This is a genomic window from Acinetobacter pragensis (assembly GCF_001605895.1).
Lineage (GTDB): Bacteria > Pseudomonadota > Gammaproteobacteria > Pseudomonadales > Moraxellaceae > Acinetobacter > Acinetobacter pragensis.
In genome coordinates this window covers 30,483-55,721 of sequence record NZ_LUAW01000018.1, presented here as the reverse complement: position 1 = coordinate 55,721, position 25,239 = coordinate 30,483, and the positions used below count along the sequence as shown (strand labels likewise).

Here is a 25,239-nt window from a genome sequence, read left to right as displayed (position 1 = left end):
ATGTCGAAAGTAACTGTAGTTAAAAAAAATAACGGCGGTACCATCGCGCAAAACAAACGCGCCCGCCATGATTATTTTATTGAAGAGAAATTTGAAGCCGGACTTTCTTTGCAAGGCTGGGAAGTTAAGTCGCTTCGCGCTGGCCGCATGACTCTCAGTGAAAGCTATATCACCTTTAAGAATGGCGAAGCTTATTTATTTGGCGCCCAAATTCAGCCCTTGCTGAGTGCATCTACCCATATTGTGCCCGAAGCGCGCCGTACCCGTAAATTGCTGCTCAGCAAGCGTGAACTTGAAAAATTAATGGGTTCGGTAGACCAAAAAGGCTATTCGTGCGTTCCTCTGGCGTGCTACTGGAAAGGCCGTTTAGCCAAGCTGGAAATTGCATTGGTTAAAGGCAAGCAATTGCATGACAAGCGCGCCACTGAAAAAGACCGTGACTGGCAGCGCGATAAAGCTCGAATTTTTCATAAATGATTGGCTTCAATTAAAAAAACCTCCTGTTTGGAGGTTTTTTTAATTGGCGGTCAGCAAAACTTTAAACCGCCAAAGCAGTTTGACTTCACTTCTTGATTGCCCAATATTTGATTGCGCAATGTTAAAGCCGCCGCGCCTGAATTGGACAAATCTAAAGAGCCGACATTTTTATAGATAGGCAAGCCAAAAGCTGCGCCAATTGAGGATCCTAAAGGAATATAAATCGGATCACGGTTTAAAATTTCAGAGACTTTTTGCGCCACCTGCGGCAGCACCCCTGAAATATCAACCGTCTCTGTCGGGTTCAATTTCCCAATATCAATCGGATCTTTAAACGACATCCACCAGCCCTTCTGCGCCACATCATCCGCATTTGCACCGGGCCAGCTGATATCCTGCGACTGCAGCGACAGATAGCCTGCTGTGCCGTTTAACGGGATGTTATGAATCATGTTCAGCGCCTGTTCAAAGGTAATATCCATTTTCAAGCCATCAATGGATGAACCGCTGTCCATAAAGAATTGCGCGCCTTGCACCCATAATACATTTTGATTGAGCTTAACCTGCAGGCTGCCGCTCTCCCGATCCAGCTGAATACTGGGCACAGAAGCTGAAATATTTTTTGCCACTGCCTGAGTTTGGCGTTTTCCATTCACCGTAATTTCAGGCACATTAAACGGCACATTCATTGCCGGAATAGTTAAACCTGCGCTGCTGCCCGGCTGGCTGACAAAGGTCCGGTCATTATTCCATATCGTATTGATGGTCAGCTTGCCCGTTAAAGTTTCATTGGCATCATTGCCGAATATAGCCGCTTGAGTTTTTGCCATTCCCGTTGTTTGTGCAATTTTCATATAACCGCTGAGTGATTTAATGCCATCTATGGGTGACTTGGCATTCGCTGTCCCCGCCGTAAGCAATCCGGTAATGGATTCTGCACTGAGCCGAAATCCCTTAACTTCACGAGTGGAGGCCTGATTTGGATTTTTAACTGCAAATTCAATAAATGGATTTTTAAATTCAGCACTGGTCGATGCCCGTTCACCATTAAAGGTCGGATTGCCTTGCGCATCCACGCCATTGGCTTTTCCGCTCAGCGCTAAATTTGAAATATCAATATCACATGCGCCTGCCCCATTGTCACCGCCGCAACCCAACTGCAAGTTTTTCACATTTGCATTCAGCTCCATAATTGCATCTAAACCCAGTTTATAGAAGCCGATATTCTGCGTTTTCATTTGCGCATTGCTTTGAGATGGGTCTGTATAGCTTAGATTCATCAATGCCTGTCCATTAATGCTAGACAGCTCACTATCATCCATTTGTGTTAAGCCGTCCGAAGCCAAACACCCTGAAGAATAAATGATTGATATTCCAAATACTGCAATGGCACTTCTCATTCTGATTTATTCCTTTTCATTTTTTGTGCCGTTCATGGCATTTTTTTATAACAAGATTAAATCAACTTATGACCCCAACTAAAATATCTTTTTGTGACAGAGTTGCCAGAATACTGATGAAAAATGCCAATCACGGAAAAGAAAAAGCCAAAAGACCGGTTAAGTTCTTTTGGCTTTTCATCATGTTATAAACGAATATTTACATGATTCTAAAAATGAATTATTTAAACTTATTCAAGAGAAATCCTAAATATTCACCAAACCAGATGGCTGTATCCAAATCGCCTTTTGGCGGTGTCACTTCTGCCGGCGCATTGTCCGATTGCGTCATTAAACCCAAAAAACTGGACATCCGGTTTAAATCATCACTGCCGCGTCCGGATGGCATCATCGGCAAGCCAGACCACAGCATGCCATGCTGCATGGCAAACAAATTAATTTGCTGCAACACTGCCAATTTATCGCCGCTTAAGCCGCCGCCATTGGTAAAACCCGCGGCCAGCTTGCCTTGCCAAGCCCGCGCCAGCCAACGCTTGGAAGACTGCTCCATAAACAGCTTTAAAGCCGAAGTAATACTGCCCATATAAGTTGGACAGCCAAATACAAGGGCATCGGCTTGGTCTAAAATGTCCCAGTCTATCTGTTCAACATTCATGACATGCACAGCAGCGCCCGTTTTTTCGGCGCCGTTCGCAATAAATGAAGCAACTTTGGCGGTATGCCCATAAGGGCTATGATAAACAATAGCAATAGATTTCATGGATAAAGGCGCGGGTAAAGACATAATAATTAAAAGTCTACAGATTCAATCAAGTTTAACAGTTTCATGCCATGAACACGAATGTCGCCATACGGCCTGTGTTGGATTTTCTGCGGTAAGAAAAATAATCATCTGGCTGTTCAAACGAACACTGATCGCCGCCTAAAACGGTTTGAACACCGTGCAGCGCCAAAATATAGCGGGCTATGGCATACAAGTCAGCATAAAATTTTCCGTCTTGCATGCCAGCTTTAAAAGCGCAGTCCAATTCAGGATATTTAGCGCAAAACGCTAATTTCACTTCTTCGCCAATCTCGAAATTGTCCTGACAAATCGCAGCGCCCAGCCACGCCCATGAAGGCTGGCTTTGCATTGTTTCAATGGTGTTTTCAATAATGCCGCCAGCCAAGCCGCGCCAGCCTGCATGCAAATTGGCGACTTCTGTACCGTCAGCATTGCCTAAGACCACAGGCAAGCAATCTGCCGTCATCATCATCAAGGCATGGCCAGCAGTTTGAGTCACCAAACCGTCTCCTTCTGGCGCATCAAAAGGCATTTCAGCATTGACCGTACGGCAGATGGTGCTGTGCGTTTGAGTCATCCACGTAATCTTTTTCACAGCATGAACAGAAAACTCGTCCAGCAACGCCATACGGTGCTGCTGAACCCGCTGAGGATCGTCCTGAACATGCAAGGCCAGATTAAAGCCTGCCAATTCGGGTGTTGATGCCGGCAGCGCCTTTTCATGATGCACTCGGGTCTGGCCAGCAAATACGCCTTTAGGCAAACCTTGAACAAATTGCATGTCCCATTCCTTTTGTCGGTAATCTATAGCGGCCGGCTGAATGCTGACCTCAGCCAGCATCCAACTCCGATCAATACGCCTTGTTTTCGCTGCGTAAAACCTCAACCAAATGGGTGAAATCTTCAGGCCAAGGCGCTTCAAACATCATTTCTTCACCTGTCCGCGGATGCACCAAACCTAATTTAGCTGCATGCAGCGCCTGACGCTTAAAGCCGCGCAGCGTATCTGCCAAAAGTTCTGATGCGCCGGCTGGCACCCGCACACGGTTCATGTATACAGGGTCACCGATTAAGCCGTGCCCAATATAGCTGAAGTGCACACGGATCTGATGCGTGCGCCCGGTTTCCAAACGCGCTTGAATGCGGGTGAAATGCTGGAAACGCTCTTTCACATTATAATGTGTGACTGCATCTTTCCCGCCCGGCAAAATCGCCATTTTAACGCGTTCCACAGGATGGCGCTTAATCGGCTCATCAATGGTGCCGCCGGCAATAATGGCGCCATACGCCACTAAATCATAAATTCGGTAAACCGATTTCTTGGCCAGCTGCTTGCTCAGCGAGAACTGCGCTTCCAGATTTTTAGCAACAACCAATAAACCGGATGTGTCTTTATCAATACGGTGCACTAAGCCCGCACGGGTCAGCTCCACCGATTTAGGATAATGGTGCAGCAGCGCGTTCACCAAAGTTCCAGACGAATTTCCTGCTCCAGGATGTACAACCATACCGACGGCTTTATTAATGACAATAATGTCATCATCTTCATACACAATGTCTAAAGGAATATCTTCGGGCATGCTTTTAGTTTGCGCTTCGAGTTCAACTTCCAGCGTAAGCAGTTCATCACCCTCAGATTTATACTTCGGTTTGACGCTGTTACCATTCACTAACAAATGGCCTTCTTTCATCCATTGTTTCAGTTTTTCACGGGAAAAATCAGGCCAGACAATAGCTGCGACCTGATCTATACGCTGTCCAAAAAAGCTGTCATCCAATTGAAATTGCAACGATAAACGTGTTGCAGTTGAGTCTGAAGTATGGTTATCTGCATCCTCAGAATCTTCAAGCAAATTGAAGTCAGTTTCAGGGATATTGGAATTAGAAGATTGTGCTTGAGTCATTTGATCATTCAGGCAAAAGTGGTTTAATAGTGCAATTGTAGCTCATTGCCAGTATTAACAGAGGAATTTTTATGTCGCTACCACATTATAAAATGACAATGCTTGCTCTAACCCTTGGCATTGCAACAGCAATGGCGGGCTGCAGCAGCAATCCCAAAAAAGATGTGGTCGATACTGGTCCGCAATCCAGCGAACAAGTTTATATAGAAAAAGCAAAAAAAGCGCTTGATCGCCATCAATATACAGATGCGGCTAAACACTTGGAAGCGCTGGAAACTTACTACCCGACCGGCAGCTATGCCACTCAGGCGCAGCTGGAGCTTCTTTACGTTAAATTCCAGCAAAAAGATTATGAAGGCGCAATCACACTGGCCGAACGCTTTATCCGCCTGAATCCGCAGCATCCGAATGTAGATTATGCCTACTATGTCCGCGGCGTTTCCAATATGGAACAAAACTATGACGGCCTGCTGCGCTATACGTCTTTAAAGCAGTCGCACCGTGATGTCAGCTATTTGAAAGTCGCCTATCAAAACTTTGTTGACTTTATCCGCCGCTATCCTTCCAGCACCTATGCAGTAGATGCTGCACAGCGCATGAAGTTCATTGGTCAGGAACTGGCTGAAAGCGAAATGAACGCAGCCCGCTTCAACATTAAGCGTAAAGCGTATTTGGCTGCCATTGAACGCTCACTGTGGGTAATTGAACATTATCCGCAAACGCCTCAAATACCGGAAGCTTTGGCAACCGTGGCTTACGGCTATGACAAATTAGGCGACAAAGCAGCGTCTCAGCAATACATCCAAGTGCTGAAAATGAACTATCCAGAATTGGTTAAATCTGACGGTACGGTAAATATGCGTGCGGCCCGCAGTGAAGGCAGCTTCTGGAACCGTGCAACATTAGGTGTATTCGGCAAAGAAGCTCAGACCCACTCTGAGCAGGATGAAGTTAAAAATACTGAAACAGAAGAAAAGCGCAGCTTAACCAACCGCTTATCTTTTGGATTGCTGGACCGTCCGAAAGCCGAAGCTGCTGAAATTCAGCCGCCTGCAGAAGCAGAAGCCTCAGATGCAGCGCAGCCAGCCGAATAAATCCTGCTTTTAGGATGATTTTTCGCAAAGGGCAAGTTATCATACTTGCCCTTTTATCATTCTAAGCTCGGCGTTTCAGTGCTTGAACTGAGTGATCAAAAAGGATACAAATGATTCATTGGCGCACATGCCAGCTGGTTCAGTTTGCTTAAGCGGCATTCACTTAAGCATAATCGCCGCAGTTTATTCAGCTGCTGTAATTTTCCAATGACTTTAAAGACATATTGATATAACAGCATGGCTATTCCTCAGCATACCATTGATCAGATTCTGGACCGCACCGATATTATCGATGTGATTGGCCAATTTGTGAAATTAAAAAAAACTGGGCGTACCTACTCAGGCTGTTGTCCTTTTCATCAGGAAAAATCTCCTTCATTTCACGTTTACCGCGACAAGCAGTATTTTCACTGTTTTGGCTGTCAGGCCAATGGCAATGCCATCCGTTTTTTAATGGATATCGGCAGCCGGAATTTCATCGAAGTGATGAAAGACCTGTCCAGCCAAACAGGCATTGAACTGCCCAAAGATAATTTTGATTCCAATAAATTAAAATATAAACGCGAAGCCCCTAAGCCCAAAGCGCCCGCACCGGCTGTCCAGCCCGCCGCCGCTGAAAAGAAAACTGCGTCAAATGAACAGGCGCCGGCATTTGAACATGATCCATTTGCCGAGTTTCAGCCTCAGGATGATGCTTTTTATGGCAATGATCCTTTTGCTGCGTTTGATCAAACGCCAGCATTTGAACAAACGCAGCCGGACGGCAACCTGTATGACTTGCTGGAAAATATCGTGCAATTTTACGAAAGCCAGCTTCCCAACAGCCAAACCGCGCAGCAGTATTTCAAACAGCGCGGTTTATCGGCAGAAACCATTGCCTATTGGCGCCTAGGTTATGCGCCAGAAGACTGGCAGCATTTAGAAAAAGCGTTTCCGCAAGATATTGAAGGCTTAAAAGTGCTGGGCCTGATCCGCACCAGTGACAGCGGGCGTGACTTTGACCTGCTGCGTGATCGGGTGATTTTCCCAATCCGCGATGCCAAAGGCCGTGTAGTCGGCTTCGGCGGCCGTGCGCTGAATGACGAGATCAAGCCCAAGTATATCAACTCCCCCGATTCTGAAGTCTTTCACAAAAACCAGCTGCTGTATGGCTTGTATGAAGGCCGCAAGCAAAAAGCGCAAGACTGGCTGATGGTCGAAGGCTACATGGATGTCATCGCCCTGCAGCAGTATGGCATTGCCGGCGCTGTCGCGACTTTAGGCACGGCCAGCAACACTGAACATCTGAATATTCTATTTAAGCAGAATAGCCGCATTACGATTGCTTTTGACGGTGATGCTGCGGGCCAGAAAGCTGCCCGCAGAACACTTGAGATTGCGCTGCCGCTGCTGAATGACGGCCGTGAATTGAAATTCTTTGTCTTGCCCAATGAGCATGATCCAGACTCATTGATCCGCCGCGAAGGCATTGAAAATTTTAGACGGCTTTTAGACACAGCTCCACTGTTGTCCGAATTTGTCTTTGCGCATTTGACCCAAAACTTTGATGTCGCCTCTCCGGAAGGCAAAAGTCAGGTGATGGGCGAACTGAAACAGCTGACAGAGCTGCTGCCGAAAGGCGGTTCCTACCGTTATCTGCTGCAGCAGTACTTCCGCGAAAAACTCGGTTTTAGCCGCAAATGGCAGCCGCAAGTGAATAATGACGCTTCACTGAGCTTCAGCACCAAAATTGATGCCGAAGAATATGTGATTGCCATTCTGATCAATCACCCCTATCTGTATATTCACTTTGAACCATTGCGCGCCTTAATCTCGCCTGATCTGCTGCTGTTCAACATTTTAAATATTTTCAATATTATTTTTGATGATCTGCCGGATGATCCTGAGCTGTCCCGCTACTATGCTTTAGGCGCATGTTCAGCCTATCATCATGAATTGCACAATATTTTAGAAAACGCCAATATCAGCGACTACACCTCATCGCCTGAACAGGCCGACAAATTAGCCGCTGATTTTTCAACCAAACTGCAGTACGAATGCCTGCAGCAAAAAATCAAATCCAAGAAATTTTCAAGCCTTGCAGAAATGCGCAATCTGAAACAGAAAATTTATGAAATTGGCAAAAAAAGATCGCTTACTCTTTTAGATGAGTAAACGATCTTAAAAATACAATTGTGAGCGCAGTTGCAGCCTAACTATTGCCGCATCAGCGCTTAGGCTTCCGGCGTTTTTCAGCCGCTTCAGTTAAATCCTGTTCCAGCATTTCAAAATAAGCCGGATCTTCTGCAGTCGCGGCATGACGCAGCGCAATTGATGTCGGATGCAGCAGCTTATTTGTCAAACGGTAAGAAAACTCCTGCAGTACTTGGGCAGCAGATTCGCCTTTTTGCAGACGCTCTAAAGCCTGAGCCAGCTCTTCCTGCCTTAAGACCTCACCTTGCTCTCGGTAAGCCTGAATGGTGGCCCCGGCCAAGTTGACTTTTTGCTTAGTCACCAGCTCAGTCGCCAGCTGATTGACCATGACCTCCGCTTCAACAGCCGCTTGGCGTCGCTGCGCAAGATTTTCATCAATCACGCTTTGCAAGTCATCTACGCCGTAAAGATAAACACCATCCAAGCTTTCAACTTTGCCTTCAATATCACGCGGCACAGCCAAATCGACCAAAAGCATCTGCTTATAGCGGCGTTTTTTTAAAGCGGCTTTAACATCTTTAAAATAAATGACTTGATGCAAACTGCCCGTGCAGCTGGAAATCACATCGGCGCGGTGCAGATTATCCGCCAGCTGATCAAAATCGATAATTTCAACTTCGACACGGTGCGCAATTTCCTGCGCCAGCGCTTCTGCACGGCTGCGGGTGCGGTTACAGATAATGATCCTGCCGACACCCATTTCAGCCAAATGCTTCGCCACTAAGCTGTTCATTTCTCCAGCAGCCACCACCATGACTGTTAACTGTTCGGGCTTGCTGAACACCTGCAGCGCCAGCTGGGCAACAGCATAGCCCATAGACACTGCATGACTGCCTACGGCTGTTTCCGAACGCACGCGCTTGGCCGCATAAAAAGCATATTCGAATATTTTGTTTAAACTGGCCGATACTGTCTCTGCATCTTTGGCCAAGGACAGCGCTGTTTTCACTTGTCCTAAAATTTGCGGCTCACCCAGCATTAAAGAATCCAGTCCGCTGGCAACCCGCATAAGATGAGTCACCGCTTGTGCATTTTCATAGCGGTAAACATGATTTGACAGCTGCTTGACATCAATCTGATTTGCTTGGGCGAGCCAGTTCAGCACCATATCTGCATTTTCAGACATGGCGTAAACTTCTGTACGGTTGCATGTAGACACGACCACCATATCATTCAGGCAGCCGTTCTGGCTTTGCTGCGCAAGTAAAGCACTTAACTTTTCAGGGTTAAATGCAATTTTTTCACGCAGCTCTACAGAGGCGGTTTGATGGTTGACACCCAATGCAAAGAAAGACATATCAGATCATCATTCCGCTAAATTTATGCTATTGTGCAATATCGGTGTCATAAAAAGCATTACTTGGATCAAGAAAAATTGCGTCAAACAAATAGCCGACTGAGCGGCGCGACAATTAAGCAGTATTCTACCACATTCTTGCTGGTCGGTAGCATGGCTTCCAGTGTTCCAGTTCGAGCAGCGGGAGAAGTTTACCACGCCAATTCAAATTATGATGCCATAAAACAGAGCATGATTGCAGAGTTTGCGCTTGCTTATGATGACATTCCGACCGCTCTTCACAACTATACCGTTCTGGCGATTAAAAGCAATTCCACCGCAGTCAAGCAGCGCGCCCTGAACGTTGCGCTGGAACAAAATGACTTGCAGGCCGCTTTAGATATTGCGACCCATTGGGTCGTGCAGGAGCCTGAAGACGTTCCCGCCCTATTTTACCTTTCACATATTGCGCTCAAAGCACATGAATATGATCTGGCGGCAGAAACATTAGATAAAATCCTGAATATCGACCCGAATGCCGATTTAGAACAGATTTTAGCCGGCATCTCCCCCGAATCTGCCGATGACCGGGACTTTCTTATTAACGCCTTGCGCGCCAGCAAAGAAAATAAAAACCCCTCCATTCTGGTACTGATTGCGGCTTTAGAAGCGCAAAACGGGCAATTGAACGAAGCTCTGAATACAGTTAATACAGCATTAAAAAAACGCCCGAAAACAACGGGCTATATTTTAATGAAAGCCAATTTATTAACTGCGCTTGGCGATGAAGACGCCACATTGCAATGGTATGCAAAATCCAGCCGCAAGCACCGCAATAACGTAGATGTCCGTTTAGCGGAAGCTAAATATTTGGTTAAGATCAATCAATCCGAACTGGCGCTGCAAAAACTTGATGAAATCATCAAGAAATGGCCCAAAGCCGATGAAGCCCTGTTCCTTGGCGGTTTAACCAGCATTGACTTGGAACAATATGAAAAAGCTGAAAAATACTTGGTTGAGCTACGCTATTCCGCACAGTATCAAAATGAAGCCTATTACTATTTAGCTGTCAATGCCGAACGCAAGCAGCACTTTGAAACAGCAAAAGCCTATTACCGCTTGGTGGATGGCAGCCTGTACACGGTTTCACGCCGCAGCATGATTAATATTTTTACCCAGCAGGATAAACTGCATGATGCCTTGCGTTTTTTAACGCAGGAACGGGTCAATTACCCGCAGCACGCCAGTTTTCTATATCTTACGCAAGCCGATATTTTAAAGCGCATGAACAATAAAAAAGCAGCGATGCGCCTGTTAGATGAAGCGATAAAAAATCTGCCCGATGACCCTGAGCTGATTTATGCGGAAGTCCTGATTCTTGATCCCTATCAAGAAAGAGACAAGCTCGACAATCTCCTGACAAGGCTTTTAACAATTGAACCGAACAGCCCGACTTATCTGAATGCCTATGCCTATACACTCGCATTGCAGAACAGGCGGCTGGATGATGCGCGAAAATTTGTCGAACATGCTTTGGAATTTGCGCCAGAGCAAGCCTCCATTTTAGATACTCTAGGATATATCTGCTTTTTGCAAAACGATTTTGCAACCTCCGCAGCCGTACTGAAAAAAGCGTATGAACTCAGCGGCAGCATAAAAATTGGTGTCCGTTATGCGCGTTCCGTATACATGCAAGGCCACATTGCAGAATTTAGCCAAGTGTTACAACAACTCAAACAAAAACACCCGAATGATCCTCAATTAGATCAATTAAATACGCTATTGTTACCCCAGCAAATGAAAAAGAGTTAAACCCAGTCTATGCATACCTTTTCAAAATTCTGCTTGTCTGTCATGACCATCAGCACCTTGGCTTTGGCTGGATGCCAGCAATATATTCAGCCTCAGGAGCAGCATCCTGCGCCAGCTGTTGAAGCGCCGGATCAATTTAATTTGCAAGGTAAAATTGGTGTCAAAACACCGCAGCAGTCTGGCAGCGCTTTTTTTACTTGGGTGCAGGAACAAGATGAATTCGATATAGAGCTGAGCGGCATTCTAGGTGTGGGTAAAACTCAAATTAATGGCAAACCGGGCGAAGTTACGTTAAACAGCGCCAAAACAGGCCTCATCAGCGCAGCCACACCAGAAGAACTGCTGGAGCGCGCAACCGGCTGGAATGCGCCCATCACCCATTTAGTGAAATGGGTACAGGCCAAACCGGCCACTCGGCAAGCGCAGCTGAACAAAGACAGCAGCGGACGCATTGGCCAAATTATTGAAGATGGCTGGACAGTCGATTTAAACTACAGCGACAACACAGAACTGCCAAATAAGCTGGTTTTGAAGCAAGCGCTTGAAACTGGAAAAGAAAACCGTATTACAATGGTCATTCAAAACCGCTAAGTTCATTTTAAGCTGATATTGCTATGATTCGAGTTCCCTCTCCTGCCAAACTCAACCTGTTTTTGCATATTACCGGGCGCCGCGCAGACGGCTACCATGAACTGCAAAGCATCTTTCAGCTGATTGATCTATTCGATTGGCTGGAATTTACGCAAACAGAATCAAATCAAATTTCCATAGATGGACTAGACGCCGTCGATCTTGAACAAAATCTCATCTATCGCGCCGCGCAGCTGCTGCAGCCATATGCAAAGCAGCCTTCCGGCTTGAATATCCGCATTGAAAAAAACATTCCCATGGGCGCGGGTCTGGGCGGCGGATCTTCAAATGCCGCGACTGTGCTGATTGTGCTGAATCAGTTATGGCAATGTGGATTGAATACTGATCAGTTAGCAAAACTTGGGCTTAAACTGGGTGCAGATGTGCCTATTTTTGTTCATGGACGCAATGCCTGGGCGGAAGGCATTGGTGAACACTTAACATTCATAGACTTAGATCAAAAACAATACATTGTGCTAAAACCTGATTGTTTTATCAGCACTCAATTGCTTTTTTCGCAAAAAACATTGACAAGAGACACGAAGCCTACTAAATTTTGCGCCTATCAGCTAACGCCGTTTAGTTTTGGAAATAATTTTGAGCCTGTGGCAAGAAGTTTATATCCTGAAGTAGACGAAGCGATGCAGTACTTAGATCAGTTCGGTACCGCGAAGCTTACAGGTACAGGTGCTTGTGTTTTTGCTGAAATAACTGAACAAATGAATGTAAATGACATTCTGAAAAACGCGCCATGTAAAGCTTATATGGTCAACAGTTTGACAGAGTCGCCATTGCTTCATTTTAAAGTTTGATAGGGGCGTCGCCAAGTGGTAAGGCACCGGGTTTTGATCTCGGCATCCGTTGGTTCGAATCCAGCCGCCCCTGCCATTAAATTCACCTGTAGATGATCTGTATTAGGGGTATCGCCAAGTGGTAAGGCACCGGGTTTTGATCTCGGCATCCGTTGGTTCGAATCCAGCTACCCCTGCCATTTTACAGTCATCAAATTAGGGGCGTCGCCAAGTGGTAAGGCACCGGGTTTTGATCTCGGCATCCGTTGGTTCGAATCCAGCCGCCCCTGCCATTTTCTCAAAAAAGACAGAATATTCTTTTGTGGCTGGCCTGTTAAATTACCTTGACAAAAAAGCTCGAAAATATTAAAATTCTGCCGCATTAGGGGCGTCGCCAAGTGGTAAGGCACCGGGTTTTGATCTCGGCATCCGTTGGTTCGAATCCAGCCGCCCCTGCCATCTATTCCCATACAAATCAACCGCCAAGGGTGCTTCATGCCCAATCTTGTCGTTTTTAGTGGAACCGCGCATCCACAATTCGCTCAAAAAGTCGTTAGCCACTTACACATTCCTTTAGGTGCTGCTTCAGTTTCAACCTTTTCTGATGGTGAAATTGCTGTAGAAATCACTGAGAACGTGCGTGGTAAAGACGTATTTGTTGTACAGCCAACTTGTGCCCCAACTAATGATAACCTTATGGAAATCTTAGTTATGGCCGATGCTTTACGCCGTGCAAGTGCTGGCCGTATTACAGCTGTCATTCCTTACTTCGGTTATGCCCGTCAAGACCGTCGTCCCCGTTCAAGCCGTGTGCCTATTACCGCTAAAGTTGTTGCCGATATGCTGACAACTGTAGGTATTGACCGTGTGGTAATGATCGATCTTCACGCAGACCAAATCCAAGGCTTCTTCGACATTCCTGTAGATAACATCTACGGTACACCAGCCTTGCTTGCAGACTTGCGTCAACAGTCACATGACAACTTAATGGTTGTTTCTCCTGACGTTGGCGGTGTAGTCCGTGCCCGCGCTGTTGCGAAGCAGATGGGGGATATTGATCTCGCAATCATCGATAAACGCCGTCAAAAAGCAAATGAATCACAAGTGATGCATTTGATTGGTGACGTAAAAGGCCGTGACTGCGTTATTGTCGATGACATGGTTGATACAGCAGGTACGCTATGTAAAGCTGCTGACGCGCTGAAAACATTCGGTGCGCGCCGTGTCGTTGCTTATGCAACTCATCCGGTACTGTCTGGCAAAGCTATTGAAAATTTGAAAAACTCTGTTATTGATGAATTGGTCGTTACTGACACAATCCCTCTTTCAGATGAAGCTAAAGCTCTTGGCAAGATTCGCCAAGTTTCAGTAGCAAGCATGGTTGCTGAAACAATTCGTCGTATTAACAACGAAGAATCTATTAGCGCAATGTTTGATTCTTATCTATAATATAGCGCTGAATTTTCAAAACCCTGCATTTTGCAGGGTTTTCTATCGCTGAACTGGTCGAAAGCTCAGCTCAATTAACTTAAAATAGGATGTCTATCATGGCAAACTTCGTATTAAACGCAGCAGCACGTGAAGAAGCAATTCAAGGGAAAGGTTCGAGCCGCCGCCTTCGTTTGCAAAACAAAGTACCAGCAATCATCTATGGCGGTGCTGCTGAGCCTGTAGCGGTAACTTTAGAACTTCGCGAGCTTGTTAAAGCTTTAGAAAACAACGCTTTCTTTGAAGAAGTTGTAGAAATCAAAGTAGGCGACAAAACTGAAAGCGTTAAAATCAAAGCGTTACAGCGTCACCCTGCTAAAAACACGCCTATGCACGCTGACTTCGTTCGCGCATAAGTGTTATTGGTGTAATTAGTGTCAAATATTTCACTGATTGTCGGTTTGGGCAACCCAGGTTCTGAGTATGCCCAAACCCGCCATAATGCAGGCTTCTGGTTCGTACAGCGCCTTTCAGATCAATATGGCATTAATCTGAAAGCAGACCCTAAATTCTATGGAATCAGCGGTCGCGGCAATATTGAAGGTCAAGACGTTCGTCTGCTATTGCCAACAACCTTTATGAACCTTTCCGGTAAAAGCGTTGTCCCCTTCGCCAAATTCTATAATATTGCTCCTGAAGCAATGCTCATCGCACACGATGAACTGGACATGAACCCTGGAATTATCCGCTTAAAAACAGGCGGCGGTCATGGCGGTCATAATGGTTTGCGTGACATTGTTCCTCATATCGGTCCGGACTTCCACCGCTTACGCATTGGAATTGGCCACCCAGGCTCTAAAGAACGTGTCTCTGGACATGTTTTAAGCAAAGCGCCGAGCAGCGAACAAGATTTAATGGATAATGCAATTCACCATGCTTTAGGCCGCATTAAAATGCTGGTTAACGGTGAAATTCAGCCAGCCATGAATCAAATCAATGCTTACAAACCAAACTGATAAGTCTATAAATTGTTGAACAATCCTGCTTGCCATGCTGCCGTTTTAAAGGCAAAATGCGCTTGCCTGACTGCTTACCCAGCAAGATCAGATTGATTCAGCGACAAGATCAAGATCCTAGGTCCACTAAGGAGACGCGAGCCATGCTATCTCGTTTATTAAAAGCTAAAATTCACCGTTGTGTAGTTACACAAGCAGAGCTTCATTACGAAGGTTCTTGTGCAATTGACGGAATTTTATTGGATTTAGCCGGTATCCGCGAATATGAAGAAATTCATATGTGGAACGTGACTAATGGTAAGCGCTTCACAACTTACGCAATTCGCGGTGAAGAAGGCTCAGGAATTATCTCAGTCAATGGTGGCGCTGCACTTCAGGCAGACGTAGGCGATTTGATGATTATTGCCACATTCGGCGATTTCACAGAAGCCGAAGCCAATGCGCATAAGCCCCGCTTAGTTTACGCAAACCCGAACAACACCGTGAACCACACGGCTAACTGCATTCCAGTTCAAGTTGCGTAATACCTAGATTCCTTAAAAAAGCCCGCATTCATGCGGGCTTTTTTAAACTCAAAATTTTAGTTTTGACTGCCCTTCCACCAATCCTTTTGCTGTTCACAATTCAGTGCTTTCAAGTTTTCGCTCACCAAATTTACCAGCAGCGGCTGGCCGTTTTCACGCACTTTCAATTCAGCAAATTGCGCATTTCGATAGCATGGCTCCAAACCTTCTGCAAAAAGAAAGCTGCTGGCGGCTGGATACAGCCCCGCAAAGGTATTTCGAGGATTCTGCAGCACTAATTTTGCAGATGAATAGGGATAGTCATTCAACAGCTGCGGATCAAAGCGGGTCTGAATGACTTTGCGCTGTGCATCAAGCTGTACATAGCTTAAGACGCTGGATTTATTATAAAAATACTCTTTTACAGCATCAGATGGTAAATGGTCTGCATTGATTTCAAGCACAGGCGGCAGTCCAGTAAAATACAGCTCATAATTCAGCGCCATATAATCTCCCTGTAAAATAGAGCGCGGATCGACTGGCTTAAGTTTTACATAAATGCTGTCACTGTGCGCCAAATGCCATTCATGCAGGCCAATCATCATAAGAAAGAGCGCAATACTGAATACAGCCAGCCATAAGGCAATCATTTTCTTCATGATTCAGCTCCCTGCAATTTCGTATCTGAAGATTTCAACAGTAGCTCAACCATAGTCAGCAGCAGCACGCCAGAAACAAAAATGCTCAGGCTCTTTAGCAGAAAACTCAAATCTAAATTGTAATACAGCAGCCATAGCATAAAGATCAGCAAAACAATCGTTAGCCCCTGCATTACTCGCTGGTGATATACGACAGCCCATGACAAGAACACCAGCAGCAGGAAAATTTCAAAATAGCCCAGCAAAATCAGCGTAAGGCCTAAAGCGGCCGCCAGCCATTTTTCTATACTCGTATCACGCCGATCTGTTAACCATATATACATACAGAGCCATAACAGCGGCAGACCGTAGAAAATAGTATTCTGCACCATCGGGCTCAATGAAAACGCCAAGTGCATAAAATTGCCCAGCAGTGTTTGCAGCACCGCCGCAGCCAATACAATAAACAGCATCCAAAGTGCAAATGCCTTACGGTACATGGATTTTTGCCACCAAACTCCTGTACACAGCAGCCCAATCAGCAGCGCATTATTTAGCGTCATAATGCTGAAAAACAAATGATCATCTGCGCTGAACAGATCCCCTAGGGCCAAAGCAGCAATACTCAATCCGTAACAGACCGCCAGCTGAATCAGCACAATTAGCCAATGCATGCGGCTAAGCATGCACAGCAGGGTAAAGCCCAGCTGAATCAGCACAATCAGGGCAAGACTATCTGTCAGCATTTGCGTATGCACCAATACAGCGACTTGACCGCATAACCATAAACAATAGGCAAATTGACGAAGAAATACACTGGCAACACGGCGGATCATCCACCAAGCCACAGCAACAAAGGCCAGCCCCATCAAAATAGAAAAAGCTTCCCAATACGTCAGCAGCAAAGACGCCAAAATAATGCCTGCAAACCAAGCGCCAATCGCGAGAGGAATAACAGCAAATTGGGCCTTAGGCAGCATTTTCATCAGCAGTAAGCTAATTGCCGCAAACCAAGCAAAAACCAGTAAAGCCAGCACCAGTAAACCTGCAATGGAATCCTCCAGCATCTGTTCGGCAAAATGGAATATTAAAATGCTGAAACTAGCCGCCAAACCCGCTGCCTGCAAACTGGTTTCTAAAGATTGCTGCTGTCTATAAAAATAGCCGCAGAGACAAAGCGGTAAAATAATTGAAAGCGCTAGATACGGCCATTGATACTGCTCCACCCCATTATAAGAAAAGCGAAACATGCAATACGCCGATAATGTCGCAATAAAAGCAATAAACACAAACCGCAAAGCTGGATAAAACTTTAGGCAAAACACTGCACTTAGTGCGGTAAGCACATTCATGCCGCATAAATAAGCCAACTCTTTCTGCTCTAAAAGAAAACTTTGTTTAAAAAACAAATACAGCGCCAACTGGCTGACCGTACAGAACAGTGCGAATACGCCAATATTTGGCCGGTATAGCCAAGGTAACAGCAGCACAGCCCAAATTAAAAACAGCAGATAACTGTCAGCTCCTGTCTGATACACCTGCCCAATCACCGCCATGCACATTCCCAGCATTAACCCGCTGAAGCCGTCTAGACTCTGCCGAATCCATTGCTGCGCTGAAAAATAGACACTGGACAAGGCGCTGCACAGCAGCAGAATCATCGGAATTGCCAGCTGAAAATATGCTGGAATCATCAGCCAATTCGCGGCGATTAAATACACGATGCTGGCAGCAATCAGTGACAGTCCAATAACCTGAAAATATTGAAGAACTTGGGCTTTGCAAAATAAGCGCGGAGAAAATTCATTTTTGGGCGCTAAAAATTCAGAATCAGTCATTTTTATGATTATTCATCCGTTTTAAAGATCTTTTGGCAAGATAGCACGCTTTTGCAGATTGAATAAAAAAGCTTACAAATCAAGTTATCTGTTTTACTTAGCTTAAATTCTGCAATGATTCGCTATAAAAAACATCCCCTTAAGCACTAAAACAGGAATATACTAATTGCACATCGCTTCAGGGCGGGGTGCAATTCCCCACCGGTGGTAAGTTCAGCAATTGATAATGACTGAATCAGCCCACGAGCCTATCGTTTAACCGCGATTCGCAGATTTGGTGAGAAACCAAAGCCGACGGTATAGTCCGGATGAAAGAAGACGACGTTAAAAGTTTTGATAACAGCCCGTGCTGTAATTGATCTGCTGCGCCTATTTTTCAATGTCCTGAAATGTTCAACCGTATTTTAAAACTTACGAGAGCGTTTCAATGTCTAGTTTAATTCAACCTCAAATTTTCTTTTCAGCCCTTCCGCCATTTGAACAGCGCATACAGCAAGCCTTGGAAGATATCCGCCAAGGCAAGCCTGTGTTAGTTATGGATGATTTTGACCGCGAAAATGAAGCGGACTTGATTGTGGCTGCTGAAACACTGAATACTGAAACCATGGCCCGCATGATTCGTGACGGCTCTGGCATTGTTTGCCTCACGCTGACCAATGAACTGGCCGACCATTTAGAACTTCCGCCTATGGTTTCAGACAACTCCAGCCAATTCAAAACCGCCTTTACAGTCACCATTGAAGCCGCTGAAGGCGTCACCACTGGCGTTTCAGCCAAAGACCGTACAACCACCATACATGCTGCCGTTAAAGATGGCGCAGCAGCAAGTGATTTAAACCGTCCTGGCCATGTCTTTCCTTTACGCGCGCGTGACGGCGGTGTTCTCAGCCGCCGTGGCCATACCGAAGGCAGTGTCGATCTGGCCCGCTTAGCAGGCCTCAAACCTGCCGGTGTACTCTGTGAAGTGACGAATCCCGATGGCTCAATGGCTTCCGGTATTCAAGTCCTGTCTTATGCACAGACACACCACCTGACCTTGATTACCATTGAAGAAATTGTTCAGTACCGTTTAGCGCATAATCTTTAAAAGGACGCAATGCTTAAACATTTTTAGCGATAGGATTTCAGCAGGTACAACCTGCTGGAATCCAGTATTATTGATTAAGGAATATCTTGATTCTTAGCTCGCCGATCCAAAATCCCCAAACCATACTCAGGCCATTGCTGATTTTTCCCAAAATTATTTACTGCATATGCCACTGCCACAAGACTGATTGCACCTGACAGCACAGGGAACAGCAAAAAACTCCAGTCATATTCCACTGCTTGCGCAGTTAATAAAATCAACAACGGATTAGCACCCGCAGGCGGATGTACGCAACGAAAATACTGCATGCTGGCAATTGCCAAACCCACAGCGATAGCAGTGCTGAATATACTCAAAGGGAAATACATCGCAATGCACAGGCCAATGGCTGCAGAAATTCCATGTCCGAAAATAACATTTCTTGGCTGCGCCAAAGGTGATTGCGGCACTGCGTATAATAATACACAGCTAGCCCCAAATGGCGCCATGATCCATAAATGATGAGAGTGCTCTCCCAGGAAAAATAGAATCAATATGCTCAATGTTCCGCCACTAAAACCGCGCAGCATTGCCCATCCTGCTGGCTTTGGCGACAGTTTTTCTTTTCCAGCCAATATGTTCACGGCCGTATCCTCTTAATTAATTGATTTTTGATTGAAGCGCGCGCTATAATTATAATAGTACAGATCTGTACTATTTATAAGTTTTATTTTACAAATCTAATTTAGAGAAGCGACATGTCAAAATCTGCACAGAAACTTTTAAATACGGCTGAACAGCTATTTAATCAGCATAGCTTCAGTGCTGTAGGAGTTGATCTCATTCGGGATGAATCCGGCTGTTCTAAAACAACTCTGTATACCTATTTCAGCAATAAGCATCAGCTAGTCAAAAGTGTGTTGCAAGCCCGTGATCAGCGCTTCAAGGAAAGCCTTCTGCAAACTGTTCAGAACTTAGATAAAATAGATGCTTTAGAAAAAATATATGACTGGCATATGAAGTGGTTTCAAGAGGATCACTTTAAAGGCTGCCTGTTCGTACGTGCTGTGGGGGAATCAAATACAGATGACAAAGAGATTATTGAAATTGCGCAAGCGCATAAAAAATGGCTGCGTTTACTCATTGATGATAAAACTGCAGGAATGCAGCGCAGCCATGATATTAGCGTCTTATTCTATCTGCAGCTTGAAGGTTTAATCAGCCGTTATTTAGTGGAAGGCTACAGCGTAGAAACAGCAGCTGAAAGTAAAAAAATTATTTTTGGCATTATTCAGCAATTTCAAAACAGTGCACTGTAAATTCCATAAGCCGCCACAATAACAAGTATCAATCCGCACATTCCCAGCAGTTTAGGATAAAGCTGAGATTTTGACAGCTTACTGAATGACAGATACACCAGTGACAGTGTCGCAAAGTCCAAAACAATCAAACTCAGATTCAAATCTGCTGTTATACCGACAAACTGCGGAAAAAAAGAAGCGAAGAAAATAATGTCTTTCGGATTGGAAATGCCGACTAAAAAACCCGTTTAAAACCGCCTGAATCAGTGTTCAGTTGCATTTTGGGCTGTGTATGCGGGCTATGCAGCACTTCTTTGATGATATCAAAGCCAATATAGGCAATATAGGCAATATAAAGACAGCCCAAAATTTTAATTATTGTGAGCCATTGCTCATTTACATTCAGAATGCCTTTTAAGATGAATACCGACAGCATAATCAGCACTAATGAGGCAAAATTTGTTCCAAATATTGTTTGAAGCGCTCTTTGATAACCGCCTTTAAGCCCCGCACTTGCCACCAGAAGCATTACAGGTCCTGGCACAGCGATCATAACAACAACTGCAACACAGTATAAAAAATACTCTGTAAAATTCACTTATCGCTCCATTCATAAAAAACTGGGTCATCCATAAAAAAAGAGGACTCAGTCCTCTTCATCCATGCTTTGCAGCAAATGAATACTTATGCCATCGGCTCTTAAAAAAGCCAGATCATAGCTGGCCGTTGCTAAAGCCAATATACGGCGTTCAAATTCATCCCAAAGCGGGCGGACTTGCTTATAGTGAATGCCTAGGCCGCTTTCCTCTGTAAAATGGCGGTTTTTTTCACACAGCTTTAAAGCATGGTAAAGTTTTCTGCCGCGTGTCGCATCCGGGCGCAGCCGAACCCGCTTCGACAATACAAAACCTTCAACATGACGTAAATCAGCCAAGGGCATCATCGGAATTAAAATCTGATCAAGCTGTGCATCCAGCCGCTGCCAAACAGTTCGCTGCTGTTCAGCGGTATATGTATTCCACTTGATCACTTCATGGTTAAAGCGCCTGCAGCCGCGGCAGACTGAGTCACCAAACACCGTCGAACAGCGTCCCGCACATGGAGTTAATGAGGCAATCCGGCGATCCGTACTCAAGGCATGCTCCTAAAAAGATAGTTCATCTGCACTGTCAGCACAAAACTGACAGGCCAAGAATATACACCCTCTCCAGCAGGAATTGAAGCTGTGAATCTGCATTGCATGACTCGCTAATTCTCATAAATCACGCTAAAATATGCGCCTTTCAAAAATTTATTGTCATAATTGGAGTATCCATGAACGCTACTGTAGAACAGCTTGCACCTGTAGAACAGCATGCGGCCACTGGCTGGGTTGTTGCGGCGCTTTATCAATTCAAAGAAGTTCAAAATTCTGCTGATTTACAGCAACGTCTTTTAGATTTGGTAAAAACCATCAACTTATGCGGTACTCTGATTGTGGCAGATGAAGGCATTAACGGCACTGTTGCGGGTGACCGCCCAGCCGTTGATGCTATTCATCAATTTCTTTTGAATGAAGGTTTTTCAACCATGGAATATAAAGAGTCTCACAGCTCTGAAAAACCATTCCGCAAAATGAAAATCAAACACAAAAAAGAAATTGTGACCTTAGGCGTAGAGGTTAAGCCGCGCAATTTGGTTGGGCATTATCTCGACCCGAAAGAATGGAATGAACTGATTGCCCGCGATGATGTCATTCTGGTTGATACCCGAAATGATTACGAATACAAAGCGGGTACTTTCAAAGGCGCAATCGACCCGAAAACGGAAACTTTCCGCGAATTTCCAGACTACGTCAAAAAAGAGCTGGAACAGCATAAAGATAAAAAAATTGCGATGTTCTGCACTGGCGGCATCCGCTGTGAAAAATCGACCTCTTTACTGCTGCAGGAAGGCTTTACCGATGTCTATCATTTAAAAGGCGGCGTTCTAAAATATTTAGAAGAAACCCCAGCTGAAGAAAGCTTGTGGGAAGGCGAATGTTTCGTATTTGACGGCCGTACCGCCGTAACACACGGCATGGAAGAAGGCGCGAATATCAAATGCCACGCGTGCGGCTGGCCGCTGCTGCCTGCAGAAGCTGAATTGACCAGCTATGAACACGGTGTGTCTTGCAAATACTGCATCGATAAAACATCGGAGCAGCAAAAAGCAGGCTTCCGTATGCGTCAGTCTCAAATTTTGGCAGCCAAACGCAAACGCCTATAAATTTTACAGCCAACTGCCCATTTAAAGCTGTATTCAGCAGGCCCTCTTAGCAGGGCCTGTTTTTACTCAATATACACAATAGACATAAAAAGTGACAAAAATCACAATTTAAACTCTTTTCGGCGGCTCTCCTGCTCTATATTCTGAATTTTAAATTGCCATTTCTATTCATAATTCATTGAAAAGGAAAGTAAAAATGCCTAAAAACCTAATCACGTCAGTGCAATATCATCAGACTGTACAGCAAAATACTCAGTATGCTGAATTAAATAAAATCAATCAGTTGCTGCATCAGCAATCCCATCTTTTCATTGTTGGCTTGGGCACTGTCATCGGTGCACTAATCTCGCTTTTAATCGGATATCATCTGGAAACCACAGCCGCCAATATAGCGCTGCTCAGTTTAATCCCTATGGCTTTGCCTTATTTGTTGCGTGAGGTCTACATATATACCCTTGTGCATATGCAAGATGATGAGGAATGATCAGCCGCCTCTGCTCAAGGACTTACAGCGGCAATGCATAAAACACAGCCTGCATACCGGAATTATGTCCAGCTTAAACAATAAAAGAAAAAGCTTAGGCAGCAGCGCATTGATGCTTTACCGGCGGCGCAATAACCCTTAGGATATTTTGGATACATTTGAACCTTTAAAGCATGAATTTAACTGAATGGATATTGTCCATCATGGAACAGCTGGGCTATTTAGGCATTGCCCTGCTGATGTTCTTAGACAATGTGTTCCCGCCTATTCCGTCTGAAATCATTATGCCGTCTGCTGGCTTTACCGCCTCACAAGGACAGCTGCTGTTGAGCGGCGTTATTGCTGCCGGGTGTATCGGCTCGTTAACTGCAGCGGCGCTGCTGTATTGGGTGGGCTACCAATTCAATCATGAGGCGATTTTCCGCTTTGTCGACCGCTACGGAAAATTCCTATTTATAAAATCTGATGATGTAAAAAAATCGCTGCTATGGTTTGAAAAATATGGACACCGCATAGTATTTTTTGGAAGGATGATTCCCGCAGTACGCTCACTGATCAGCATTCCTGCCGGCATGAGCCGTATGCCTTTTTGGAAATTTATGTTTTACAGTGCGCTTGGCACAATGATATGGACCACATTCCTAGCTGCTGTCGGTTTTTATTTTGGTGAAAATCAGGCCTTGATGCATGAAATTTTCAGCCGCGTAGGTTATGTAATTATTGGTATTGTCAGCACTTTACTGATCTGGCTGATTTACCGGCGTCAATTGCGCAAGCGCGCCAAAACCGGTAAATAACGGATGCGGAGCGAATGATATTGCTCCTGCTGCGGCACATCGGTATTTTTGGATATTCACGTACCTAGATAAAGGCCCAAGGACTTTCACACAAACATAAAAAGTTCCGGCATGACAAAAAAATTGCCTTGAATCTACATTTAATGAGCAGGACAGCGGTTTTCAAACTTTTATAATTTTTAAACCACACAATTTTCAACATTACAGCTAAAGCAAGAATGAATATGAAAAAGTATATCGTCTATTTTTCTATCTGTTATGCGGCAGCCATGGCGCTTATCGCCATTATTGTCAGCTTTTTTGATCTGTCGGGCGGAACTTCCGCGGCATGCTTGATTGCAGCCGGCTTTGCAACGGCAATGAAATTCGCGCAGGATCAGCGGCGCCCGCCTAATTCTCATGAAAAGAAACAGCTGATTTGGGGATGCCTTTTTGCTTCAATCGTGATCAGTATCATTGCTTCTGCCATGTCACTGCTCATTTTCTTCAAGACTTCTGATTTCTTCAGCATCCTCGGCACGGCTCCCATATGGATTTGGATCATCGCCATTTTATTGACCATTTTCATCCATTATTTAATCTTGTCACTATCTTTCGGCTGGTTTGCAAAACGAAGCGTCCGAACTGGCTTTAAATAATCGCTGTTTCAATCGATAAACAATAAAAAAGCGCCATTCAGGCGCTTTTTATATTTAAATAAATTAATCCGGTGTGTGATACATCAAATACAATTCATTTAAATTTTCTGGAATTTCTTCTGCCAATTCATCCATTAACTGACCATTACGGCGGAATGTTTCCATTTGCGGATCTTCTTCGTCTACACCGCTGAACACCATGATCGGCAATGTCAGATCGACCAGCTGCTCTTCAAATTCTTCAGTAAACCAAGCATCTTCATTCAGGAACATCGCGTCAACGAAGCCCACACTCCAGTCACCCAAGCTGGATTCAACATCCGCTTCTTCAATTTCAAAAGGAAATTCAATCCCTTCTTCATTCGCCAAATTTTGGCGAATGGATTCCAGCCATGCTTTGATTTGCACAATAATTTCAGCCGGCACTTTCTTTTGATTGTTATCAAAAAGTTCATCCAGCCATTTTGCAAAAGCTGGGCCAACAGCAATCGCACAAAGAAAACCGTGAGTCGCGGCAAAATCTAGACCGTGTTCATTGTCGTCACCGTCCAGATATTCACTCAATAGGTCTAAATCTAAAGCACTCATTTCACATCCAAACTTAGAAACTTAAAGCCGTAGCATAACATTTTCGTGGCCTGCAAAAAATCAGATTTTATTCGTCCTCGTCATCCAGATCATCATCGTCGAAATCATAATCAAATTCTTTTAATTCTCTTTCCAGGCGGCGCTGCGCCAAAAGATCATCGATTAAGCGGCGTTTTTCCAACGATTCCTTTGCACTTATCTTGCTGCCGGCTTCATCGAAACTAACGTCATCATCACCGTAGTTATCATCTAGTTCAAAATCTGTCGAAGACACTAAAACTACCTCATAATGAAAAATGTGAAGGTCCTAGCCGCTATTTATCTTTGTTCCAGA

28 protein-coding genes, 4 tRNA genes, 1 pseudogene and 1 riboswitch are annotated in these 25,239 nt (G+C 44.9%); of the genes and pseudogenes, 20 read left to right on the top strand and 13 right to left on the bottom strand.

The window, feature by feature from the left end:
- Complete coding sequence (gene smpB, locus AZH43_RS08130; RefSeq protein ID WP_067668541.1) at positions 1-477, top strand: SsrA-binding protein SmpB; 477 nt, start codon at positions 1-3, stop codon at positions 475-477.
- Positions 478-527: 50 nt separating this feature from the next.
- On the opposite strand, the gene AZH43_RS08125 is transcribed toward smpB, so the two are convergent.
- The 4 genes from AZH43_RS08125 to rluD all read right to left on the bottom strand — a co-directional run bounded on the left by AZH43_RS08125 (position 528) and on the right by rluD (position 4,565).
- Positions 528-1,877 (bottom strand): hypothetical protein, encoded by a 1,350-nt coding sequence (locus AZH43_RS08125; protein WP_067668537.1) that lies wholly within the window; start codon positions 1,875-1,877, stop codon positions 528-530.
- Between the two features lie 220 nt (positions 1,878-2,097).
- Complete coding sequence (locus tag AZH43_RS08120) at positions 2,098-2,661, bottom strand: flavodoxin family protein (RefSeq protein WP_067668535.1); 564 nt, start codon at positions 2,659-2,661, stop codon at positions 2,098-2,100.
- Between the two features lie 40 nt (positions 2,662-2,701).
- Entirely contained in the window at positions 2,702-3,442 is a 741-nt protein-coding gene (gene pgeF / locus AZH43_RS08115) for a peptidoglycan editing factor PgeF (RefSeq protein ID WP_067668579.1), read from the bottom strand.
- 70 nt (positions 3,443-3,512) lie between these two features.
- Entirely contained in the window at positions 3,513-4,565 is a 1,053-nt protein-coding gene (gene rluD / locus AZH43_RS08110) for a 23S rRNA pseudouridine(1911/1915/1917) synthase RluD (RefSeq protein ID WP_067668533.1), read from the bottom strand.
- Between the two features lie 71 nt (positions 4,566-4,636).
- On the opposite strand from rluD, the gene AZH43_RS08105 reads away from it, so the two are divergent.
- Entirely contained in the window at positions 4,637-5,659 is a 1,023-nt protein-coding gene (locus tag AZH43_RS08105) for an outer membrane protein assembly factor BamD (protein ID WP_067668531.1), read from the top strand.
- Between the two features lie 95 nt (positions 5,660-5,754).
- On the opposite strand, the gene AZH43_RS18545 is transcribed toward AZH43_RS08105, so the two are convergent.
- Complete coding sequence (locus AZH43_RS18545) at positions 5,755-5,898, bottom strand: hypothetical protein (RefSeq protein ID WP_161485910.1); 144 nt, start codon at positions 5,896-5,898, stop codon at positions 5,755-5,757.
- Between AZH43_RS18545 and AZH43_RS08100 the strand changes: the two genes are divergently transcribed.
- Complete coding sequence (locus AZH43_RS08100; RefSeq protein ID WP_067668529.1) at positions 5,897-7,813, top strand: DNA primase; 1,917 nt, start codon at positions 5,897-5,899, stop codon at positions 7,811-7,813. The genes AZH43_RS18545 and AZH43_RS08100 overlap by 2 nt on opposite strands.
- Positions 7,814-7,865: 52 nt before the next feature.
- Here the strand turns inward: AZH43_RS08100 and hemA are convergent, their stop codons facing one another.
- On the bottom strand, positions 7,866-9,149 hold the full coding sequence (gene hemA / locus AZH43_RS08095) for a glutamyl-tRNA reductase (protein ID WP_067668527.1): 1,284 nt from the start codon (positions 9,147-9,149) through the stop codon (positions 7,866-7,868).
- A 78-nt stretch (positions 9,150-9,227) separates the two neighbouring features.
- Between hemA and AZH43_RS08090 the strand changes: the two genes are divergently transcribed.
- The 11 genes from AZH43_RS08090 to panD all read left to right on the top strand — a co-directional run bounded on the left by AZH43_RS08090 (position 9,228) and on the right by panD (position 15,329).
- The gene (locus AZH43_RS08090; RefSeq protein ID WP_067668577.1) at positions 9,228-10,940 is read left to right on the top strand and encodes a tetratricopeptide repeat protein; all 1,713 of its coding nucleotides are present in this window, start codon (positions 9,228-9,230) and stop codon (positions 10,938-10,940) included.
- Positions 10,941-10,949: 9 nt separating this feature from the next.
- Positions 10,950-11,531, top strand: a complete 582-nt coding sequence (lolB, locus tag AZH43_RS08085; protein ID WP_067668525.1) for a lipoprotein insertase outer membrane protein LolB — start codon at positions 10,950-10,952, stop codon at positions 11,529-11,531.
- Between the two features lie 23 nt (positions 11,532-11,554).
- The gene (gene ispE / locus AZH43_RS08080) at positions 11,555-12,382 is read left to right on the top strand and encodes a 4-(cytidine 5'-diphospho)-2-C-methyl-D-erythritol kinase (protein WP_067668523.1); all 828 of its coding nucleotides are present in this window, start codon (positions 11,555-11,557) and stop codon (positions 12,380-12,382) included.
- A 1-nt stretch (position 12,383) separates the two neighbouring features.
- Positions 12,384-12,458 (top strand) — tRNA-Gln (locus AZH43_RS08075).
- Between the two features lie 28 nt (positions 12,459-12,486).
- A tRNA-Gln gene (locus AZH43_RS08070) sits at positions 12,487-12,561 on the top strand.
- An 18-nt stretch (positions 12,562-12,579) separates the two neighbouring features.
- Positions 12,580-12,654 (top strand) — tRNA-Gln (locus AZH43_RS08065).
- A 91-nt stretch (positions 12,655-12,745) separates the two neighbouring features.
- A tRNA-Gln gene (locus AZH43_RS08060) sits at positions 12,746-12,820 on the top strand.
- Positions 12,821-12,856: 36 nt separating this feature from the next.
- The gene (locus AZH43_RS08055; protein ID WP_067668521.1) at positions 12,857-13,810 is read left to right on the top strand and encodes a ribose-phosphate pyrophosphokinase; all 954 of its coding nucleotides are present in this window, start codon (positions 12,857-12,859) and stop codon (positions 13,808-13,810) included.
- Between the two features lie 98 nt (positions 13,811-13,908).
- Positions 13,909-14,205 carry a 50S ribosomal protein L25 gene (gene rplY / locus AZH43_RS08050; RefSeq protein WP_067668519.1) on the top strand — a complete coding sequence of 99 codons (297 nt, stop codon included), beginning with the start codon at positions 13,909-13,911 and terminating at the stop codon, positions 14,203-14,205.
- An 18-nt stretch (positions 14,206-14,223) separates the two neighbouring features.
- Positions 14,224-14,805 carry an aminoacyl-tRNA hydrolase gene (gene pth / locus AZH43_RS08045; protein ID WP_067668517.1) on the top strand — a complete coding sequence of 194 codons (582 nt, stop codon included), beginning with the start codon at positions 14,224-14,226 and terminating at the stop codon, positions 14,803-14,805.
- 143 nt (positions 14,806-14,948) lie between these two features.
- The gene (gene panD, locus AZH43_RS08040) at positions 14,949-15,329 is read left to right on the top strand and encodes an aspartate 1-decarboxylase (protein ID WP_067668515.1); all 381 of its coding nucleotides are present in this window, start codon (positions 14,949-14,951) and stop codon (positions 15,327-15,329) included.
- Between the two features lie 56 nt (positions 15,330-15,385).
- Here the strand turns inward: panD and AZH43_RS08035 are convergent, their stop codons facing one another.
- Together AZH43_RS08035 and AZH43_RS08030 are read right to left on the bottom strand one after the other, a co-directional pair.
- Complete coding sequence (locus AZH43_RS08035) at positions 15,386-15,967, bottom strand: GDYXXLXY domain-containing protein (RefSeq protein WP_067668513.1); 582 nt, start codon at positions 15,965-15,967, stop codon at positions 15,386-15,388.
- Positions 15,964-17,784, bottom strand: a complete 1,821-nt coding sequence (locus AZH43_RS08030; RefSeq protein ID WP_067668511.1) for a DUF2157 domain-containing protein — start codon at positions 17,782-17,784, stop codon at positions 15,964-15,966. Before AZH43_RS08030 ends, AZH43_RS08035 begins: the two co-directional genes overlap by 4 nt.
- A gap of 171 nt (positions 17,785-17,955) precedes the next feature.
- Positions 17,956-18,108: riboswitch (FMN riboswitch) on the top strand.
- Between the two features lie 103 nt (positions 18,109-18,211).
- On the opposite strand from AZH43_RS08030, the gene ribB reads away from it, so the two are divergent.
- Positions 18,212-18,871 (top strand): 3,4-dihydroxy-2-butanone-4-phosphate synthase, encoded by a 660-nt coding sequence (ribB, locus tag AZH43_RS08025; RefSeq protein ID WP_067668509.1) that lies wholly within the window; start codon positions 18,212-18,214, stop codon positions 18,869-18,871.
- A 74-nt stretch (positions 18,872-18,945) separates the two neighbouring features.
- On the opposite strand, the gene AZH43_RS08020 is transcribed toward ribB, so the two are convergent.
- Complete coding sequence (locus tag AZH43_RS08020) at positions 18,946-19,440, bottom strand: HPP family protein (protein ID WP_171254446.1); 495 nt, start codon at positions 19,438-19,440, stop codon at positions 18,946-18,948.
- A gap of 168 nt (positions 19,441-19,608) precedes the next feature.
- Between AZH43_RS08020 and AZH43_RS08015 the strand changes: the two genes are divergently transcribed.
- A complete protein-coding gene (locus AZH43_RS08015; RefSeq protein ID WP_067668505.1) occupies positions 19,609-20,169 on the top strand; it encodes a TetR/AcrR family transcriptional regulator in 561 nt (186 codons plus the stop codon).
- Here the strand turns inward: AZH43_RS08015 and AZH43_RS08010 are convergent.
- Positions 20,151-20,749, bottom strand: a pseudogene (locus tag AZH43_RS08010) (LysE family translocator). The gene AZH43_RS08015 and the pseudogene AZH43_RS08010 sit on opposite strands and share 19 nt — an antisense overlap.
- 48 nt (positions 20,750-20,797) lie before the next feature.
- Positions 20,798-21,286, bottom strand: a complete 489-nt coding sequence (locus AZH43_RS08005; protein WP_067668503.1) for a DUF1289 domain-containing protein — start codon at positions 21,284-21,286, stop codon at positions 20,798-20,800.
- Positions 21,287-21,465: 179 nt separating this feature from the next.
- Here AZH43_RS08005 and trhO point away from each other — a divergent pair, with 179 nt between their 5' ends.
- The 4 genes from trhO to AZH43_RS07985 all read left to right on the top strand — a co-directional run bounded on the left by trhO (position 21,466) and on the right by AZH43_RS07985 (position 24,317).
- Positions 21,466-22,398: an oxygen-dependent tRNA uridine(34) hydroxylase TrhO gene (trhO, locus tag AZH43_RS08000; RefSeq protein ID WP_067668501.1), complete on the top strand. Its 933-nt coding sequence runs from the start codon at positions 21,466-21,468 to the stop codon at positions 22,396-22,398.
- Between the two features lie 196 nt (positions 22,399-22,594).
- Complete coding sequence (locus AZH43_RS07995; RefSeq protein WP_067668499.1) at positions 22,595-22,882, top strand: hypothetical protein; 288 nt, start codon at positions 22,595-22,597, stop codon at positions 22,880-22,882.
- 173 nt (positions 22,883-23,055) lie between these two features.
- Positions 23,056-23,679 (top strand): DedA family protein, encoded by a 624-nt coding sequence (locus AZH43_RS07990; RefSeq protein ID WP_067668497.1) that lies wholly within the window; start codon positions 23,056-23,058, stop codon positions 23,677-23,679.
- 224 nt (positions 23,680-23,903) lie between these two features.
- Positions 23,904-24,317, top strand: coding sequence for an ABZJ_00895 family protein (locus AZH43_RS07985; protein WP_081406792.1), 414 nt, complete (start codon positions 23,904-23,906; stop codon positions 24,315-24,317).
- 63 nt (positions 24,318-24,380) lie between these two features.
- Here AZH43_RS07985 and AZH43_RS07980 read toward each other — a convergent pair whose 3' ends face one another.
- A complete protein-coding gene (locus tag AZH43_RS07980; protein WP_067668493.1) occupies positions 24,381-24,905 on the bottom strand; it encodes a YecA/YgfB family protein in 525 nt (174 codons plus the stop codon).
- A gap of 67 nt (positions 24,906-24,972) precedes the next feature.
- Complete coding sequence (locus tag AZH43_RS07975) at positions 24,973-25,179, bottom strand: PA3496 family putative envelope integrity protein (RefSeq protein WP_067668491.1); 207 nt, start codon at positions 25,177-25,179, stop codon at positions 24,973-24,975.
- Positions 25,180-25,239 lie beyond the last annotated feature (60 nt).

Excerpts from the sequence above, each read along its gene's own strand:
- smpB (WP_067668541.1), top strand. The coding sequence starts at position 1 with ATGTCGAAAGTAACTGTAGTTAAAAAAAATAACGGCGGTACCATCGCG.
- AZH43_RS08125 (WP_067668537.1), bottom strand. The coding sequence starts at position 1,877 with ATGAGAAGTGCCATTGCAGTATTTGGAATATCAATCATTTATTCTTCA.
- AZH43_RS08120 (WP_067668535.1), bottom strand. The coding sequence starts at position 2,661 with ATGTCTTTACCCGCGCCTTTATCCATGAAATCTATTGCTATTGTTTAT.
- pgeF (WP_067668579.1), bottom strand. The coding sequence starts at position 3,442 with ATGCAATTTGTTCAAGGTTTGCCTAAAGGCGTATTTGCTGGCCAGACC.
- rluD (WP_067668533.1), bottom strand. The coding sequence starts at position 4,565 with ATGACTCAAGCACAATCTTCTAATTCCAATATCCCTGAAACTGACTTC.
- AZH43_RS08105 (WP_067668531.1), top strand. The coding sequence starts at position 4,637 with ATGTCGCTACCACATTATAAAATGACAATGCTTGCTCTAACCCTTGGC.
- AZH43_RS08100 (WP_067668529.1), top strand. The coding sequence starts at position 5,897 with ATGGCTATTCCTCAGCATACCATTGATCAGATTCTGGACCGCACCGAT.
- AZH43_RS18545 (WP_161485910.1), bottom strand. The coding sequence starts at position 5,898 with ATGCTGTTATATCAATATGTCTTTAAAGTCATTGGAAAATTACAGCAG.
- hemA (WP_067668527.1), bottom strand. The coding sequence starts at position 9,149 with ATGTCTTTCTTTGCATTGGGTGTCAACCATCAAACCGCCTCTGTAGAG.
- lolB (WP_067668525.1), top strand. The coding sequence starts at position 10,950 with ATGCATACCTTTTCAAAATTCTGCTTGTCTGTCATGACCATCAGCACC.
- ispE (WP_067668523.1), top strand. The coding sequence starts at position 11,555 with ATGATTCGAGTTCCCTCTCCTGCCAAACTCAACCTGTTTTTGCATATT.
- AZH43_RS08055 (WP_067668521.1), top strand. The coding sequence starts at position 12,857 with ATGCCCAATCTTGTCGTTTTTAGTGGAACCGCGCATCCACAATTCGCT.
- rplY (WP_067668519.1), top strand. The coding sequence starts at position 13,909 with ATGGCAAACTTCGTATTAAACGCAGCAGCACGTGAAGAAGCAATTCAA.
- panD (WP_067668515.1), top strand. The coding sequence starts at position 14,949 with ATGCTATCTCGTTTATTAAAAGCTAAAATTCACCGTTGTGTAGTTACA.
- AZH43_RS08035 (WP_067668513.1), bottom strand. The coding sequence starts at position 15,967 with ATGAAGAAAATGATTGCCTTATGGCTGGCTGTATTCAGTATTGCGCTC.
- AZH43_RS08030 (WP_067668511.1), bottom strand. The coding sequence starts at position 17,784 with ATGACTGATTCTGAATTTTTAGCGCCCAAAAATGAATTTTCTCCGCGC.
- ribB (WP_067668509.1), top strand. The coding sequence starts at position 18,212 with ATGTCTAGTTTAATTCAACCTCAAATTTTCTTTTCAGCCCTTCCGCCA.
- AZH43_RS08020 (WP_171254446.1), bottom strand. The coding sequence starts at position 19,440 with ATGCTGCGCGGTTTTAGTGGCGGAACATTGAGCATATTGATTCTATTT.
- AZH43_RS08015 (WP_067668505.1), top strand. The coding sequence starts at position 19,609 with ATGTCAAAATCTGCACAGAAACTTTTAAATACGGCTGAACAGCTATTT.
- trhO (WP_067668501.1), top strand. The coding sequence starts at position 21,466 with ATGAACGCTACTGTAGAACAGCTTGCACCTGTAGAACAGCATGCGGCC.
- AZH43_RS07995 (WP_067668499.1), top strand. The coding sequence starts at position 22,595 with ATGCCTAAAAACCTAATCACGTCAGTGCAATATCATCAGACTGTACAG.
- AZH43_RS07990 (WP_067668497.1), top strand. The coding sequence starts at position 23,056 with ATGAATTTAACTGAATGGATATTGTCCATCATGGAACAGCTGGGCTAT.
- AZH43_RS07985 (WP_081406792.1), top strand. The coding sequence starts at position 23,904 with ATGAAAAAGTATATCGTCTATTTTTCTATCTGTTATGCGGCAGCCATG.
- AZH43_RS07980 (WP_067668493.1), bottom strand. The coding sequence starts at position 24,905 with ATGAGTGCTTTAGATTTAGACCTATTGAGTGAATATCTGGACGGTGAC.